This window comes from Sphingomonas kaistensis (genome assembly GCF_011927725.1).
GTDB lineage: Bacteria > Pseudomonadota > Alphaproteobacteria > Sphingomonadales > Sphingomonadaceae > Sphingomicrobium > Sphingomicrobium kaistense.
The window spans coordinates 1,283,198-1,296,824 of the sequence record NZ_JAATJC010000001.1 but is presented as its reverse complement, the minus strand read 5'-3'; the positions used below and the strand labels follow the sequence as shown (position 1 = coordinate 1,296,824).

The 13,627-nt window shown below is 67.6% G+C and carries 15 protein-coding genes; 5 read left to right on the top strand and 10 right to left on the bottom strand.

The window, feature by feature from the left end:
• Positions 1–64: 64 nt before the first annotated feature.
• The 7 genes from GGQ97_RS06470 to GGQ97_RS06440 all read right to left on the bottom strand — a co-directional run bounded on the left by GGQ97_RS06470 (position 65) and on the right by GGQ97_RS06440 (position 6,877).
• Positions 65–1,339, bottom strand: coding sequence for a metal-dependent hydrolase family protein (locus GGQ97_RS06470; protein ID WP_168068174.1), 1,275 nt, complete (start codon positions 1,337–1,339; stop codon positions 65–67).
• A 60-nt stretch (positions 1,340–1,399) separates the two neighbouring features.
• Positions 1,400–1,822, bottom strand: coding sequence for a cupin domain-containing protein (locus tag GGQ97_RS06465; protein ID WP_168068173.1), 423 nt, complete (start codon positions 1,820–1,822; stop codon positions 1,400–1,402).
• Entirely contained in the window at positions 1,819–2,400 is a 582-nt protein-coding gene (locus GGQ97_RS06460) for a DUF4142 domain-containing protein (RefSeq protein WP_168068172.1), read from the bottom strand. Before GGQ97_RS06460 ends, GGQ97_RS06465 begins: the two co-directional genes overlap by 4 nt.
• A gap of 64 nt (positions 2,401–2,464) precedes the next feature.
• On the bottom strand, positions 2,465–3,751 hold the full coding sequence (locus GGQ97_RS06455; RefSeq protein WP_168068171.1) for a Xaa-Pro dipeptidase: 1,287 nt from the start codon (positions 3,749–3,751) through the stop codon (positions 2,465–2,467).
• Between the two features lie 25 nt (positions 3,752–3,776).
• On the bottom strand, positions 3,777–5,189 hold the full coding sequence (lpdA, locus tag GGQ97_RS06450; RefSeq protein ID WP_168068170.1) for a dihydrolipoyl dehydrogenase: 1,413 nt from the start codon (positions 5,187–5,189) through the stop codon (positions 3,777–3,779).
• Positions 5,182–5,565 carry an acyl-CoA thioesterase gene (locus tag GGQ97_RS06445; RefSeq protein ID WP_168068169.1) on the bottom strand — a complete coding sequence of 128 codons (384 nt, stop codon included), beginning with the start codon at positions 5,563–5,565 and terminating at the stop codon, positions 5,182–5,184. The genes lpdA and GGQ97_RS06445 overlap by 8 nt, the downstream gene beginning before the upstream one ends.
• Before the next feature lies 1 nt (position 5,566).
• Positions 5,567–6,877 (bottom strand): pyruvate dehydrogenase complex dihydrolipoamide acetyltransferase, encoded by a 1,311-nt coding sequence (locus GGQ97_RS06440; RefSeq protein WP_168068168.1) that lies wholly within the window; start codon positions 6,875–6,877, stop codon positions 5,567–5,569.
• A 94-nt stretch (positions 6,878–6,971) separates the two neighbouring features.
• On the opposite strand from GGQ97_RS06440, the gene GGQ97_RS06435 reads away from it, so the two are divergent.
• Both GGQ97_RS06435 and GGQ97_RS06430 read left to right on the top strand, forming a co-directional pair.
• Positions 6,972–7,442 (top strand): universal stress protein, encoded by a 471-nt coding sequence (locus tag GGQ97_RS06435; RefSeq protein ID WP_168068167.1) that lies wholly within the window; start codon positions 6,972–6,974, stop codon positions 7,440–7,442.
• A 121-nt stretch (positions 7,443–7,563) separates the two neighbouring features.
• Positions 7,564–8,061, top strand: a complete 498-nt coding sequence (locus tag GGQ97_RS06430) for a hypothetical protein (protein ID WP_168068166.1) — start codon at positions 7,564–7,566, stop codon at positions 8,059–8,061.
• Between the two features lie 20 nt (positions 8,062–8,081).
• Here GGQ97_RS06430 and GGQ97_RS06425 read toward each other — a convergent pair whose 3' ends face one another.
• The 3 genes from GGQ97_RS06425 to GGQ97_RS06415 are packed head-to-tail and all read right to left on the bottom strand — an operon-like array spanning position 8,082 to position 10,530.
• Positions 8,082–8,561, bottom strand: a complete 480-nt coding sequence (locus tag GGQ97_RS06425; protein ID WP_168068165.1) for a GAF domain-containing protein — start codon at positions 8,559–8,561, stop codon at positions 8,082–8,084.
• Between the two features lie 23 nt (positions 8,562–8,584).
• Entirely contained in the window at positions 8,585–9,007 is a 423-nt protein-coding gene (locus GGQ97_RS06420) for a DUF4112 domain-containing protein (protein WP_168068164.1), read from the bottom strand.
• A gap of 5 nt (positions 9,008–9,012) precedes the next feature.
• A complete protein-coding gene (locus tag GGQ97_RS06415; protein WP_168068163.1) occupies positions 9,013–10,530 on the bottom strand; it encodes an ABC transporter substrate-binding protein in 1,518 nt (505 codons plus the stop codon).
• Positions 10,531–10,645: 115 nt separating this feature from the next.
• Here GGQ97_RS06415 and GGQ97_RS06410 point away from each other — a divergent pair, with 115 nt between their 5' ends.
• From GGQ97_RS06410 to GGQ97_RS06400, 3 genes are all read left to right on the top strand, one after another.
• Positions 10,646–12,808 carry a transglycosylase domain-containing protein gene (locus tag GGQ97_RS06410; protein WP_245197903.1) on the top strand — a complete coding sequence of 721 codons (2,163 nt, stop codon included), beginning with the start codon at positions 10,646–10,648 and terminating at the stop codon, positions 12,806–12,808.
• A gap of 150 nt (positions 12,809–12,958) precedes the next feature.
• Positions 12,959–13,129: a Flp family type IVb pilin gene (locus GGQ97_RS06405; RefSeq protein WP_168068162.1), complete on the top strand. Its 171-nt coding sequence runs from the start codon at positions 12,959–12,961 to the stop codon at positions 13,127–13,129.
• Between the two features lie 206 nt (positions 13,130–13,335).
• Positions 13,336–13,506 (top strand): Flp family type IVb pilin, encoded by a 171-nt coding sequence (locus GGQ97_RS06400; protein ID WP_168068161.1) that lies wholly within the window; start codon positions 13,336–13,338, stop codon positions 13,504–13,506.
• Positions 13,507–13,627: the final 121 nt, after the last annotated feature.

The following is a 13,627-nucleotide window of genomic DNA, read 5'->3' as shown; positions in this document are numbered from 1 at the left end:
CCATTAGCGGGTCGGCGATTGGGGGTCAACCAGTGGCGGGCAGTCCGCCCCTCGCGCGCGGCGGCTAGTTCGTGACCACCGCGCCGCGCGCCATGACGAAGGAAATCGTCTTCAGCGCCCGGACGTCGGCCAGCGGGTCGCCGGCCACTGCGATGATGTCGGCGCTCTTGCCGGGCTCGATGGTCCCTATCTCGCTCGCCAGCCCGAGCAGTTCGGCATTGTTGACCGTGGCCGCCTTGATCGCCTGCGCCGCCGGCATGCCGTGCTTCACCATCCATTCGAACTCGTCGGCGTTGCGGCCGTGCTTGGACACGCCGGCATCGGTCCCGAAGCAGATCTTCACGCCGGCCGGATAGGCCTTTTCCAGGCTCTTTCCGGTGATCCCGATCCGCCAGTCGATCTGCTTCTTGACCGCCGGGGGATAGGCGTTGGGGTCCTTGGCCAACCGCTCGAGATAGCCGTTCACGGTCGACAGGGTGGGCACGTAGCAGGCGCCCGCCTGCTTGAAGAGCCGCACCGTTTCGTCGTCCATGTCGGTGCCATGCTCGATCGAATCGGCGCCGTTGCGCAGCGCGAGCTTGGTTCCGTCGCGGCCGTGCGAGTGGACCGCGACCTTCTTGCCGTAGGAATGGGCGGTGCGGATCAGGGCCTGCGCCTCATCCTCCTCCATCCGTGTCATCAGGCCGGTGCCGCTGTTGACCCCGCCGGTGGTGGCGATCTTGATCACGTCGGCGCCGCGGCTGACCTGCAGGCGCACCGCGCGGCGGCAATCGGCCGGCCCGTCGCACAGGTGATGGGTGGCGCTATGGGCATCGACCTCGTCGTTGGTGCCGTTGCGCCCGTCCATGTGGCCGCCGGTGGTCGAGATGCTCTGCCCGGCCGAAACGATGCGCGGCCCCTGCACCCAGCCGCGGGCAATGGCGTCGCGATAGGCGAGGCTCGCCCCGCTGTCGCCATCGCCGAGGTTGCGGACGGTGGTGAAGCCCGCACGCAGCGTCTTCATCCCGTTCCACTGGGCTTCGAATGCGCGCAAGGGCACGCTTTCGGTGAATTCGGCAAGCTGGCCTTCATTGCCGGCGCGGTCGCTGTCGATGTGGACGTGGGCGTCGATCAGGCCCGGCAGAACCGTCTTGTCGCGCAGGTCGATCAGCTGGCCGGACGCGGGCTGATAGCCGGCGGTGACGCTGACGATCCGGCCATTGTCGACGACGATGGTGGACGGCCCGCGCACCGCCTGCCCCGGCACTGCCATCAGCCGGCCGGCGTGGATCGTCACCGGCGCAGCGAGCGCCCCGCTTGCGCCAAGCATCGCAGCCCCAGCCAGCAACCGTCCGATCATCCCGTCCCCCCTCAACCTGCGTTTCGCGCAGCCTAGAGCGGACGGGGCGTCAGGCAAGCCTCACTCGGTGGCCTTGCCGTCCCATTCGTCATTATCGTGGTCGGCCTCGGCCTGCGCCTTGGTCTTGTGGATGACCTGGTCCTTGTGCTCGGGTGGACCGTAGATCGAATAGAATTGCAGCGGCTCCTCGCCGGTGTTCTTCACATTGTGGCAAGCGCCCGCCGGAACGATCACCGCGAAGTCGTCCTCGACCTTGTTCTCGACGCCGTCGATGACCACGACGCCCTGCCCTTCCTCGAAGCGGAAGAACTGGTCGCGGTCCTCGTGGGTCTCCTCACCGATCTCCTCGCCCGGGGCGAGACTCATCAGCACCAGTTGCAGGTGCTCGCCGGTGTAGAGGACGCGGCGGAAGTCGTTGTTGGCGATGGTCGCTTCTTCGATATCGGCGCAATAGCCGCGCTTGGTCGTGGTGGTGTCGCTCACTTGATCTTCTCCAGGGAATTGAGGTGCTTCTGGACGACGCCGGTGACCTTGGCCGCATGGTCCTTGAGCGGCCCGGCCGGCGCCGAGGCGAGATACGCATTCACCTTGGCCAGCGTGTCCTGGTGGCCGGCGCACTGGTCGGCAAGATACTGGCGATCGAACGCGGCCCCGCTGAGCCCCTTCAGCGCCTCCAGCTTGGCCGCCTGCTCGGCAGGCATGGCGATACGCCCCGTAAGCTTGCCCTGCACGACCGCTGCCATCAGTTCATTCGACGACTTGGTGTGTTCGTCGATCATCATCTGCGCGTAGGTCTTGATGGAGGGCAGCGTCGCCTTCTCGAGCGCAAGCTTGCTGGACTCGATCTCGAAGATGTCGCTGGCGGCGGCATTGTTGACGTAGGTCTGGTCGGCCGACGGATTGGCCGACGTGCTCCGGTTGCTGGCGGCAGCGGCGCTGTTCTCGACCGCCGCTTCGTCGGTCATGCCCTGCGTCTGGTTGTTGGAGATGCTGGTGCCCTCCTGCTTGCAGGCAGACAGGGCCAGCGTACCGACGGCGGCAGCGACGAGATATCTGTTCATGATCGTTGGCACCCTGATGACCTGTTCGTGGGTGCCAACCCGGTAGAGGCCGCCTGCGTTCCGCTCAGCCTTTGGCCGGTATCGCGGCGCCGACCAGCTGCCCGCCCTTGATCACGGCATCGGGCCGCTCCAGCACGCGGACGTCGGCCAGCGGATCGCCGGTGACCGCCACCATGTCGCCATAGCGACCGACCGCGATGGCGCCGACGTCGCCCGGCTTGCCGAGCGCCTCGGCCGCGTTGAGCGTGGCGGCGCGGATCGCCTGCAGCGGAGTCATCCCAAAGCGCACCATCACCGCGAACTGCCGCGCACCAAGGCCGGCCGGATAGACCCCGACATCGGTTCCGAACACGTGCCGCGCGCCAAGCTGGACCGAGCGCCGGAAGCTTTCGCGCTGGCGGCCGCCGACGATCCGCTCCTTGGCGAGATTCTCCTCCAGAACGCCGGCCCTGGCGCCCTCGGTCAGCGTCCATTCGGTGTTGTAGATGTCCATCGACAGCCAGGTGCCGCGTTCCTTGGCCAGGCGGATCGCCTCGTCGTCGAGGAAGCTTGCATGTTCGATCGTGTCGATCCCGGCGCGAATGGCGGCCTTGATGCCGTCGGTGCCGTGGGCGTGGGCGGCGACCTTCATGCCCAGCATGTGGGCTTCGTCGGCCGCCATCTTGAGCTCTTCGAAGGTCATCTGCTGCGCGCCGGGCTCGGTGTTGCGCGAGAAGACGCCGCCGGTGGCGCAGACCTTGATCAGCTGGGCGCCAAGCTTGCGCAGCTCGCGGACCTTCTTGCGGACCTCGTCGGGGCCGTCGGCAACGCCCCTGTTGGTCCGCGCGAGCGAAGGACGGTTGGTGTTGCTGTCGCAATGCCCGCCGGTCGCGCCGATCGGATTGGTGGCGGCGGTGATCCGCGGCCCCTCGATCTCGCCCAGCTCGACCGCCTGCCGGATCGCGACGTCGGTGTAATTGCCCGACCCGACCGAGCGGACCGAGGTGAATCCCGCATCGAGCAGCCGCTTCGCGTTGGGCACGCCCATCACGATGTCGAAGCTGTCGGTAAATTCGAGCGAGCGGTAACCCTTGACCTTGCTGCTCCCCTCGAGGTGCACATGCATGTCGATCAGGCCAGGAACCAAGGTCTTGCCCGGCAGCGCGATGTGGCGGACGTCCGACCCCCAGCGCACCGTGCGCGCATCGGCGACCGACGTGATCCGTCCGTCGTCACCGATGAAGACGGCGGGATGTTCGACCATCCGGCCGGACTGGACGTCGAGCATGCGGTCGGCGGTCACCACCACCTTCCCGGCGGCAGCGGGAGCGGCGACCACAAGCGCGGCCGCCGCCAACAGATAAGCCCTCATCACGTCACCCCGTTCGGTTGTCAGCTTACATGTGCAGCACGCGCCCGTCCGCGGCGAGGATGCTTTCGTGCATCATCTCGCTCAAGGTCGGGTGCGGGAAGACGGTGCGCGCGAAATCCTCGTCGATCAGTTCGGCGGTCTTGCCGACCGTATAGCCCTGGATCAGCTCGGTGACCTCGGCCCCGATCATGTGCGCGCCCAGCAGTTCGCCGGTCTTGGCGTCGACCACCGTCTTGATGAAGCCCTCGGTTTCGCCCAGCGCGATCGCCTTGCCGTTGCCGATGAAGGGGAACTTGCCGACCTTCACCTCGTGGCCAAGCTCCTTCGCCTTGGCTTCGGTCAGGCCGACGCTGGCGACCTGCGGGTGGCAATAGGTGCAGCCCGGGATGTTCGATCGGTCGAGGACGTGCGGGTGCACCTCCTTGTTGCCGAGTTCCTGCGCGATCGCCTCGGCGGCGGTGACGCCCTCGTGGCTCGCCTTGTGCGCCAGCCACGGCCCCGGCGTGCAATCGCCGATCGCCCACAGGCCCTTGGCCTTGGTCCGGCCGTAGGGATCAATCTGGATGAAGCCGCGGTCCATCTCGACCAGTTTGTCGATCCCGACCTTCTCGGTATTGGGGACGATCCCGACCGCGACGATGCAGTGGCTGAAGTCCTGCTCGGTGACCTTGCCGTCCTTGCCCTTGATCTTGGCCTTCACGCCCGAGGCTGACGTCGCAATCGATTCGACCCCCGCACCGGTCATGATCGTCATACCCTGCCGGGTCAGGCTCTTCTCGAGCAGGGCCGAGACCTCGGCATCCTCGACGGGAACGATCCGGTCCAGCATCTCGACCACGGTCACCTCCGCGCCCATGTCGTTGTAGAAGCTCGCGAACTCGATCCCGATCGCGCCCGATCCGATGACCAGCAGCCTGGTCGGCATTTCGGGCGGGGTCATCGCATGGCGATAGGTCCAGATCCGCTGCCCGTCGGCCGGCGCGAACGGCAGGTCGCGCGCCCGGGCGCCGAGTGCGAGGATGACGTGCTTGGCCGACAGCTGCTCCTCGCCCTTATCGCTCTTCACGGTCATCGTGGTCGGGCCGATCATCGTGCCGGTGCCCATGTGCACGGTGATCTTGTTCTTCTTCATCAGGTGCGTAACGCCCTGATTGAGCTGCTTGGCGACGCCGCGGCTGCGCTTCACCACGGCCGCGAGGTCGGCCTCGATCTTGCCGGCGAGCGTCAGGCCGTAATCCTGCGCATGCTGCGCATAATGCAGGATCTCGGCCGAGCGAAGCAGCGCCTTGGTCGGGATGCAGCCCCAGTTGAGGCAGATGCCGCCAAGGCTCTCGCGCTCGACGATTGCGGTCTTGAGGCCCAGCTGCGCCGCCCGGATCGCCGCGACATAGCCGCCCGGCCCCGAGCCCAGCACGATGAGGTCGTAATTGTCAGCCATTGGTATCATCCTTCGCCGCGATCGGCCGCGGCCTGTTGTTTTCGTCCAGCGCGACGAAAGTGAACTGACCTTCCGCCACCAACGTTTCCGCGTCGCCGTCCCGCGCCCGCGCGATCCCCTCGGCCCGCAGCAGCAGCGAGGTGCGGCCCTGCCTCACCAGCGCGACATAGACGCTGAGCTCATCGCCCACCGCCATCATGCCCGGGAATTTGAGCTTCTCCGCCCCGACCAGGATCGCCTTCCCCGCGCACTGCCGAGAGGCGAAGCTCCCGCAAGCGAGGCCCATCTGTCCCATCAACCAGCCGCCGAACACGCCGCCATAAGGGTTGGTGTCGGCCGGCATCGCCGTGGTGCGGATAAGCGCCTCGCGCGCCATGTCAGGCAACGAGGCCGAGCGGGCTTTCGATCAGTTCCTTGAGCGTCTTCATCAGTCGTGCGCCGTCTGCGCCGTCGATGGCGCGGTGGTCGAAGCTGCCGGTGATGCTCATCACGGTGGCGACGGTTAGCTCGTCGCCATCGACCCACGGACGCTTCTCGCCCGCGCCGACCGCGAGGATCATCGCCTGGGGCGGGTTGATGACGGCGTCGAACTGCTTGATCCCGAACATGCCCATGTTCGACAGGCTCGCGGTGCCGCCCTGATATTCGTGCGGCTGCAGCTTGCCTTCCTTGGCACGGCCCGCAAGCTCGGTGACTTCCTGGCTGATCTTGCTGACCGACTTGGCCGCCGCATCGGTGACGATCGGGGTGATCAGGCCGCCCGGGATGCTGACGGCGACCGAAATGTCGGAGCGCTTGTACATGATCAGCTGGTCGGGGGTGAAGCTGACGTTGCACTCGGGAACGGCTTCCAGCGCTACCGCCAGCGCCTTGATCAGCAGATCGTTGACGCTGAGCTTGATCTTGCGGCCAGCGAGGCCCGTGTTCAGCTCGGAACGCAGCTTGAGCAGCGCGTCGAGGCGGACGTCGACCGTCAGATAGATGTGCGGAATGTCGCGCTTCGCTTCGCTCAGGCGGCGGGCGATGGTCTTGCGCATGTTGCTGAGCTTGACGGCTTCATGCGGAATGTCGGTGCTGAACGGCTGGGCCGGGGCAGCGGCAGCGGGCGCCGAAGCGGCAGGCGCGGCGGCCTGCGCTTGTGGCTGGGCAGCGGCACCGCCAGCCGCCGTGCCGAGGTCGGCGCGGACGATCCGCCCGCCCGGGCCCGAGCCCTGCAGCGTCGACAAGTCGATGCCCTGCGCTTCAGCCAGCTTGCGGGCGAGCGGGCTCGCCTTGACGCGCTCACCATCGGCCTTGGCCGGGGCGGCGGGCTTGGCGGGCGCGGCGGGGGTCTCGACCGGCGCCGGGGCGGGCGCGGCGGCTTCGGCCTTGGGGGCCGGAGCGGGCGCCTTTTCCTCGGCCGGCGTGGCGGCGGCCGCAGGAGCAGGAGCAGTCGAGGCCTCCTCTCCTTCCCCGCCGATGAGCGCGATCGGGGTTCCGACCTTCACCCCGTCGGTGCCTTCAGGCACGAGGATCTTTGACACGACGCCTTCGTCGACGGCTTCGAACTCCATGGTCGCCTTGTCAGTCTCGATCTCGGCCAGGATGTCGCCGCTCGACACCGTGTCCCCTTCCTTCACCAGCCATTTGGCCAGCGTCCCTTCTTCCATCGTGGGGGACAAAGCGGGCATCTTGAGTTCGATCGCCATGGGGGACCTTCGGGCAAACGGGGGAGACGGGTTCGTGCCCCTGAAAGACGATACACCCCTTGCCCGTCAAGCAGCCGCGAGGCACTGATCGGTCATGAGCACGCCGAAGCGCACGTATCTGGTGGTAATGGACGACAGCGGAGAGGCCCGCGCCGCCCTTCGCTTCGCCGCCCGCCGAGCGGCCAAGACCGGCGGCGGACTGGAAGTGCTGGCGATCACCGCGAGCCAGGATTTCGTTCAGTGGGGCGGGGTCCAGGCCGCGATCGAGGAAGAGCAGCAGCTCCGCATCGAGGCGGAAGTGGCCGAGGCGCTGGGCGAATTGCCCGGAACCGAAGCGCTCCGCCCCGGCGCCATCCTGATCCGCTCTGGCGAGCCGGTCGCACTCGTCCGAGACCTGCTCGGAGAGCGCGACGATATCGCCGCCCTGGTCCTCGGCACCGCGCCCGCCGGCGATCCCGGCCCGCTGGTGGCGGCCTTTACCGGCAGCGACTCGGGCAAGCTCCCCTGCCCCGTGATGCTGATCCCGGGCGGAATCAGCGACGAACGGCTGGAAGCGCTGAGCTGAGGCAACAAGGCCACAAGCGGCGGCATTTCGACCCCCGTTAACCTCTTGTTTGTTGCCAGTTTCCGCTCGGGCGGAAACAACGGCCTCGGCTCGGAAAGCCTAGTAACAAGGGGGAAGTTTCATGATTCACATCGTTCGCGCCGGCCTCGGCGCTGCGGCGCTCTGCCTCGCGTCGGCCAGCCTGGCGCAAGCCGTCGGCACCTCGGCGATGGCCAGCACCGCGCCCGTCATGGTCCGTGCCGGCACCATGGTCGCCATGACTCCGATGGCCGAGATCGCCAGCTCCAAGGTCAAAGTCGGCGATTCGTTCGAATTCACCGTGGTCAACGACGTCGTTGAGAACGGCGTGGTCGCGGTTCCGCGCGGCGCCAAGGCGCTGGGCATGATCAAGTGGAAGACCGGCAAGGCCATCGGCGGCAAGTCGGGCAAGTTCGAGATCGAATTCAAGCAGCTCACCGTCAACGGCAAGGTCGTGCCGCTCAGCGGTGTTCACCGCCAGGAAGGCAAGGGCAACACCGTCGGCGCGCTGCTTGGCTCGATCTGGATCAGCGGCCGGTCGGCGATCATGACCCCCGGCCAGATCGTCAACGCGATGGTCGCCGAAAACACCGTCGTCTGAAGTCTCTTGGCGGGGCGGCGCTAGAGCCGCTCCGCCAGCAACCTGCAGATCGCGACACAGCCCGCTTCGTCCTCGGCGTCGAAGCGGGCTTTTTCCGGCGCGTCGAGGTCGAGCACGGCTAGCAACTCGCCGTTGCGGACGATCGGCACCACCAACTCGCTCTGGCTTGCCGCGTCGCAGGCGATGTGGCCGGGGAAGGCGTGGACGTCCTCGACCCGTTGCACCGCCAGCGACTCGGCCGCCGCCCCGCACACGCCCCGCCCGAACGGGATCCGGATGCAGGCCGGGCGGCCCTGGAACGGTCCCAGCACCAGTTCACCGCCAACGTTTCGGTAGAAACCGGCCCAGTTGATTCCCGGCAGCGTTTCCCACAGCAGTGCTGCGGCATTGGCCATGTTGGCGATCGCGTCGGGCTCTCCAGCGGTCAGCCCGTCGAGCGCGGCAAGGAGGTCGGCATAGAGCGCCGCCTTGTCGGCGGCCGCGATCTTGAAGTCGTACATGCGAAAAATTCCTGGAGGGCGCCCTAGCGCAGCGGAGCGGCGTCGATGGTCCGCGCCGCGGGATGATGCTTGTCGAGATGCTTCTTGATGATCCGCAGGTTGCGCGTGTTCGACCGGAAGAAATAATCGGGGATCGCGCCGACGAACGGGATCAGGCCGAGCAGCCAGTCAATTCCGATATTCTTGCCCATCCGCGCAATCTGCCACTTACTCATGCCAAGGTTGCGGCCTTCCCACGCCAGATAGGCGCCAAGGCCCGCGCCGACCGTCGGGCCGATGCCGGGAATGAAGTCGAGCAGCACGTCGAGTCCGACGCGCTTGCTGGTGCCGGGAATGGGCAGCGCCCGCTCAAGCAGATGCTCTAGAGCCTCCAGCCGCTGGCGCACATGGCGCGGCTCGGTCCCGAGTGGCAGGTCACGAACATGGCGGCGGGTTTGCGTGGTCATGCGGCCTAATTTCGTGCGTTCGGCGCCATCCGCAAGTCCGTCAGCGTGTGGCGGCCGAAGCGGTTCTCGGCAAAGCCCTGCACGTCGCGCCCGGCAAGCGACCAGCGGACCGGTGCAGCGATCGGCAGGAACAGCACCTCCTCGCGCATGATCCGTTCGGCATCTATGAAGAAACGCGCGCGCTGCGGGGGGAAGCCGGTCAGCCGCGCGGCATCGAGAAGCTGGTCGGCCTGGGCCGAGCAGATGGCCGCGAACTCGCAGCGGAAGCGGCGCAGGAACCAGGCCGGAGAGCTCGAGGGAGCGACCTCGTCGATGAAGCGGAAGTCGGCCGGATCGTCGCCCGCCGCGACCACCTGCACGCCAAGCGGCTCCCAATCGGCTTTGAGGCGGCGCAGGATGATCTCTCCGCCGGGCCCCCCGGGAAGGGCGATGCGGATCACCGGGCGTTCGCCGGGCGTGGCTTCCCCGGCCTGCGCAGGGGCTGCGACCGGGAAGATCGCCTGGGCCCGGGCCAGCAGGTCGGGTCGGCGCTGTTCGAGGGTCAGCGGCGCCCAGGCGGGCTGTGCGGGGCTCGCGGCGAGGTCCAGTCCCGGCTGAAGCAGGCTCAAGCGCGGTTGCAGCCCCGGCACCGCAAGCGCGGCGATCAGCGCATCGCGGTCGATCGCCTCGTCCAGCAGGGCGCGGGTTTCGAGGTCGGCAGCGGGTCCGTCCTTGCGCGCGGGCACCAGGCCGAACAGCCCCAGCACTGGATCGATTCGCAGGGTGTTGCGCGGCAGCTTGGCCGCGCTGGCGAGCGGGAAATCGACCACTGTTCCGCCCAGCACCAGCTCGCTGTCCCCCGACACGAACAGGTCGATCGCGCGCTGGGCCGGCGCGGCGGTAAGGCGCACCCGTTGCTGCTGCGCTTCGTCGCCGTCGAAGCCGGGCAGCACCCGGACCAGGTCGACCACCTCCCCTTCGGTGGTGGCCGTGAAGGGTCCCGTTCCGCTTCGGCCGCGGACCAGCCCGAACTCCGGCTGGGCGAGCAATTGCAGGAGATGCGGCCGCGGGGCGTTCAGCTCCACCGCGATGACTCGGTCGGTCATCGCCACCACCTCGCGCACCGCGCCGATGGTATCGAACAGCGAATTGCGACTGCGGCGGGCAAGCTGGCGCTCGATCAGGCGAACGACGTCGCGCGCCCGGACCCGCCGACCGTCGCTCCACGACGCGGTGCGCAGGCGGAAGACGTAGCTCAGCCCGTCGTCGCTGACCGCCCACCGCTCGGCAAGGCCGGGCGCGATGTCGCCCGAGGCATCGAACCTTACCAGCCCCTGGGCGACGTTGCCGACCAGCAGCAGGTCGGCCGGCGCAAGGTCGGCGGCAAGCGGATCGGCCAGCCGCGGCGGGCGCTCGGCGATGACCACCGCGTCCACCGCGCCGCCCTCGGCCTTGCGGCATCCGTTAAGCCCCGTGACAGCGGCCACCAGCAAAAGGGCGGCAAGGCCAGGCTTCAGCCGGGAAGGAATGTTGCGACAACTCACCCGCCCCCTCTAGCCGAGCGTCGCCGCACAGACCAAGAGCGGCCAACCCAACGAATCCCTAGCCTTGGCCTGCGAGCTGTATTAGGGCAGTAGATCACTTCAACGAGTTTGGTGCATGGCGGATCGCGACTCACCCTGGCAGCGAGACGGTCGCAATGTGGAGGATCTGCCCGATCCCTTCGCTGCCCCGCTGTTCGGCGGTGCGCCGAAGGTCCGCAAGCAGCGCTGGTGGCAACGCGCCGGGCAGCGTCCTGCCGCCTCCAGGCCGGTCGACGACGCACCCTCCATGACCTGGCTCGAGCGATCCGAACAGGCGGCGCGCCATCGCTCCGCAGGCCTCGGGTCCGACGCGCCGATCGTGCCCGAAGCGCCCGCCGAGCCCGCCGGCGGCGCCCCGCGCCGTCCGTGGCTGCGCTGGGGACTGATGGGCTTTGCCGCCCTCACACTTATCACCTTGCTGTGGCTGATCATCACCGCGCCGCTCGGCCGCGCGCTGGAGCCGCTCCCCAACCCCGCCATGCTGATCGTGTCGAGCGAGGGCCGCCCGATCGCGCGGCGCGGCGCGATCAAGGAGGCACCGGTCGAGATCGCCAAGCTGAAGCCCTATACCCCGGCCGCCTTTGTCGCGATCGAGGACCGCCGCTTCTATCGCCACTGGGGGATCGACCCGCGCGCCATCGGCCGCGCGATGGTCGCCAATTTCCAGGCCGGCGGGGTCCGCCAGGGCGGCTCGACCCTGACCCAGCAGCTTGCCAAAACCAGCTTCCTGTCGTCCGACCGCGCCTTGAAGCGCAAGGCGCAGGAAGTGATCATCGCCTTCTGGCTGGAAGGCTGGCTGACCAAGGACGAGATCCTCGCCCGTTACCTGTCGTCGGTCTACTTTGGCGACGGCGTCTACGGCTTGCGCGCCGCGTCGCGCCATTATTTCGGCAAGCAGCCCGAACAGCTGACCCTTGCCCAGTCGGCGATGCTGGCCGGGCTGGTGCAGGCGCCGAGCCGGCTTGCACCGACCCGCAACCTTGCCGGTGCCCGCAAGCGCGCCGGAATGGTGCTGGCGGCGATGCGCGACACCGGCGTGGCCACACCGGCGCAGGTCCGCGCCGCCCTCGCGGCGCCCGCCCGGCCGATCCGCCGCACCCAGAAGATTCCAACCGGCACCTATTTCGCCGACTGGATGGCACCGCAGGCGGCCGACGCCTTCGAAACCGACTTCGGCGAAGTGAAGGTGACCAGCACGCTCGACGCCGACCTGCAGCGGCTTGCGGCGCGGGCGGTCGGCAATGCCGCGCTTGCGCCCGGGGTGCAGGCGGCTCTGGTGGCGATGCGCCCCGACGGCCGGGTGGTCGCGATGGTCGGCGGCCGCTCGTACAAGGATTCCACCTTCAACCGTGCAACCCAGGCCCGCCGCCAGCCTGGCTCGGCATTCAAGCTGTTCGTCTATCTCGCCGCCCTGCGCGCGGGCTATCGCACCGATTCGGTGATCCAGGACAGCCCGCTCACCATCGACGGGTGGAGCCCGGCCAACAGTGACGGCGTGTTCCGCGGTCCCGTCACCCTGCAGCAGGCCTTTGCCCGTTCCAGCAACGCCGCCACCGTTCGCCTGTCCGAGGACGTCGGCCGGGCAAATGTCCTGCGCACCGCGCGCGAGCTCGGCATCTCGACCCCGCTTCCCGATTCGCCCAGCGTCGCGCTTGGAACCGCCGGGGTCAGCCTGCTCGAGCTCACCGCCGCTTATGCCGCGGTCGCGGGCGGCCGTTATCCGGTCAAGGCCAGCGGTCTTCCGCCGGCCGGCGCGGGGATCGAGACGCAGGATTTCGCCGCCACCCTGTTCGGCCGCGGCGGACGGATGGACGAGCGGCGCGACTGGCGCCCGATGCTCGACCTGCTGTGGGCCGCAGCCAACGAAGGCACCGGGCGCAAGGCGGCGCTGGCCACCGCCACCTTCGGCAAGACCGGGACCAGCCAGGACAATCGCGATGCCCTGTTCGTGGGCTTCGCGGGCGACCTGGTGGTCGGCGTGTGGGTCGGCCGCGACGACAACAAGTCGCTCGGCAAGTCGGTCTCGGGCGGAACGCTTCCGGCGCAGATCTGGCGCAGCTTCATGGCCCCCGCGCTCAGCGTGGACGGACGCAGCGCGTCGGCGCTCCCCGCCGGCTATCGCATCCCGCAGCGGGCATCGGGCCCGACCGGCCAGGAAGCGCCTATAATGGACGGTATCGGCGAGTGGGTCGATCGACTGTCCGCCATGGCCAACAGCATCATGTCCGAGGAACGCTGAAACTTTTGTTTGGTGAACATCCGTTTACCCGGCGGTTCAACCACTCCTTAACTCCTTGCCTCGTAGAACCATTCTCGACCGACGGGCTGATTGGACGTCTGACGGTGCCGGGGCCGCCCCCGGGGGACAAGTGGAACTAGGAGACCGGACATGACCAATTTCATCAAGATGCTGAACAACGAAGACGGCGCCACCGCGATTGAGTACGGCCTGATCGCCGCCCTCATCGCCGTTGCCGCGATCACCGCGCTGACCAGCATCGGTGGCAACCTCAACAAGACCTTCACCAACGTCGCTGGCAACCTCAACAAGACGAGCTAAGCCTCGTCCGGTTGAAGCCGGTACAGCAGGGCCCCGTCGCCGCCTCTTCAAGAGGCAGCGGCGGGGCCTTTCGCTTGTCCGCGCCTCCCGCACGGAAAGGCGGTTTTTCACCAAATACTAACCTTTTCGGCCGAGGGTCGGGGTTCCAGGGCGTAGCTTCAGACTTTTTGGAGCTCCGGGTTCAGGATTCATCGGGGGAACCGACAATGACAACTTTCACGAAGATGCTGACCAACGAAGACGGCGCCACTGCGATCGAGTACGGCCTGATCGCCGCTCTGATCGCCGTTGCCGCGATCACCGCGCTGACCAGCATCGGTGGCAACCTCAACAAGACCTTCACCAACGTCGGCGACAACCTCAACAAGACGAGCTAATCGCCGCGCTTGGGTTCAAGCGCTTGAGGAAAAGGGCATCGGGAAACCGGTGCCCTTTTTCTTTTTAGAGCCCTTGATGCGAATCCGGGCAACAAAGGGGTTGGCAGCGCCGGAGAACGCC

Bases quoted from the DNA above. Each gene is read 5' to 3' on its own strand.
- GGQ97_RS06470 (WP_168068174.1), bottom strand. From the start codon at position 1,339: ATGATCGGACGGTTGCTGGCTGGGGCTGCGATGCTTGGCGCAAGCGGG.
- GGQ97_RS06460 (WP_168068172.1), bottom strand. From the start codon at position 2,400: ATGAACAGATATCTCGTCGCTGCCGCCGTCGGTACGCTGGCCCTGTCT.
- GGQ97_RS06455 (WP_168068171.1), bottom strand. From the start codon at position 3,751: ATGAGGGCTTATCTGTTGGCGGCGGCCGCGCTTGTGGTCGCCGCTCCC.
- lpdA (WP_168068170.1), bottom strand. From the start codon at position 5,189: ATGGCTGACAATTACGACCTCATCGTGCTGGGCTCGGGGCCGGGCGGC.
- GGQ97_RS06445 (WP_168068169.1), bottom strand. From the start codon at position 5,565: ATGGCGCGCGAGGCGCTTATCCGCACCACGGCGATGCCGGCCGACACC.
- GGQ97_RS06440 (WP_168068168.1), bottom strand. From the start codon at position 6,877: ATGGCGATCGAACTCAAGATGCCCGCTTTGTCCCCCACGATGGAAGAA.
- GGQ97_RS06435 (WP_168068167.1), top strand. From the start codon at position 6,972: ATGAGCACGCCGAAGCGCACGTATCTGGTGGTAATGGACGACAGCGGA.
- GGQ97_RS06430 (WP_168068166.1), top strand. From the start codon at position 7,564: ATGATTCACATCGTTCGCGCCGGCCTCGGCGCTGCGGCGCTCTGCCTC.
- GGQ97_RS06425 (WP_168068165.1), bottom strand. From the start codon at position 8,561: ATGTACGACTTCAAGATCGCGGCCGCCGACAAGGCGGCGCTCTATGCC.
- GGQ97_RS06420 (WP_168068164.1), bottom strand. From the start codon at position 9,007: ATGACCACGCAAACCCGCCGCCATGTTCGTGACCTGCCACTCGGGACC.
- GGQ97_RS06410 (WP_245197903.1), top strand. From the start codon at position 10,646: ATGGCGGATCGCGACTCACCCTGGCAGCGAGACGGTCGCAATGTGGAG.
- GGQ97_RS06405 (WP_168068162.1), top strand. From the start codon at position 12,959: ATGACCAATTTCATCAAGATGCTGAACAACGAAGACGGCGCCACCGCG.
- GGQ97_RS06400 (WP_168068161.1), top strand. From the start codon at position 13,336: ATGACAACTTTCACGAAGATGCTGACCAACGAAGACGGCGCCACTGCG.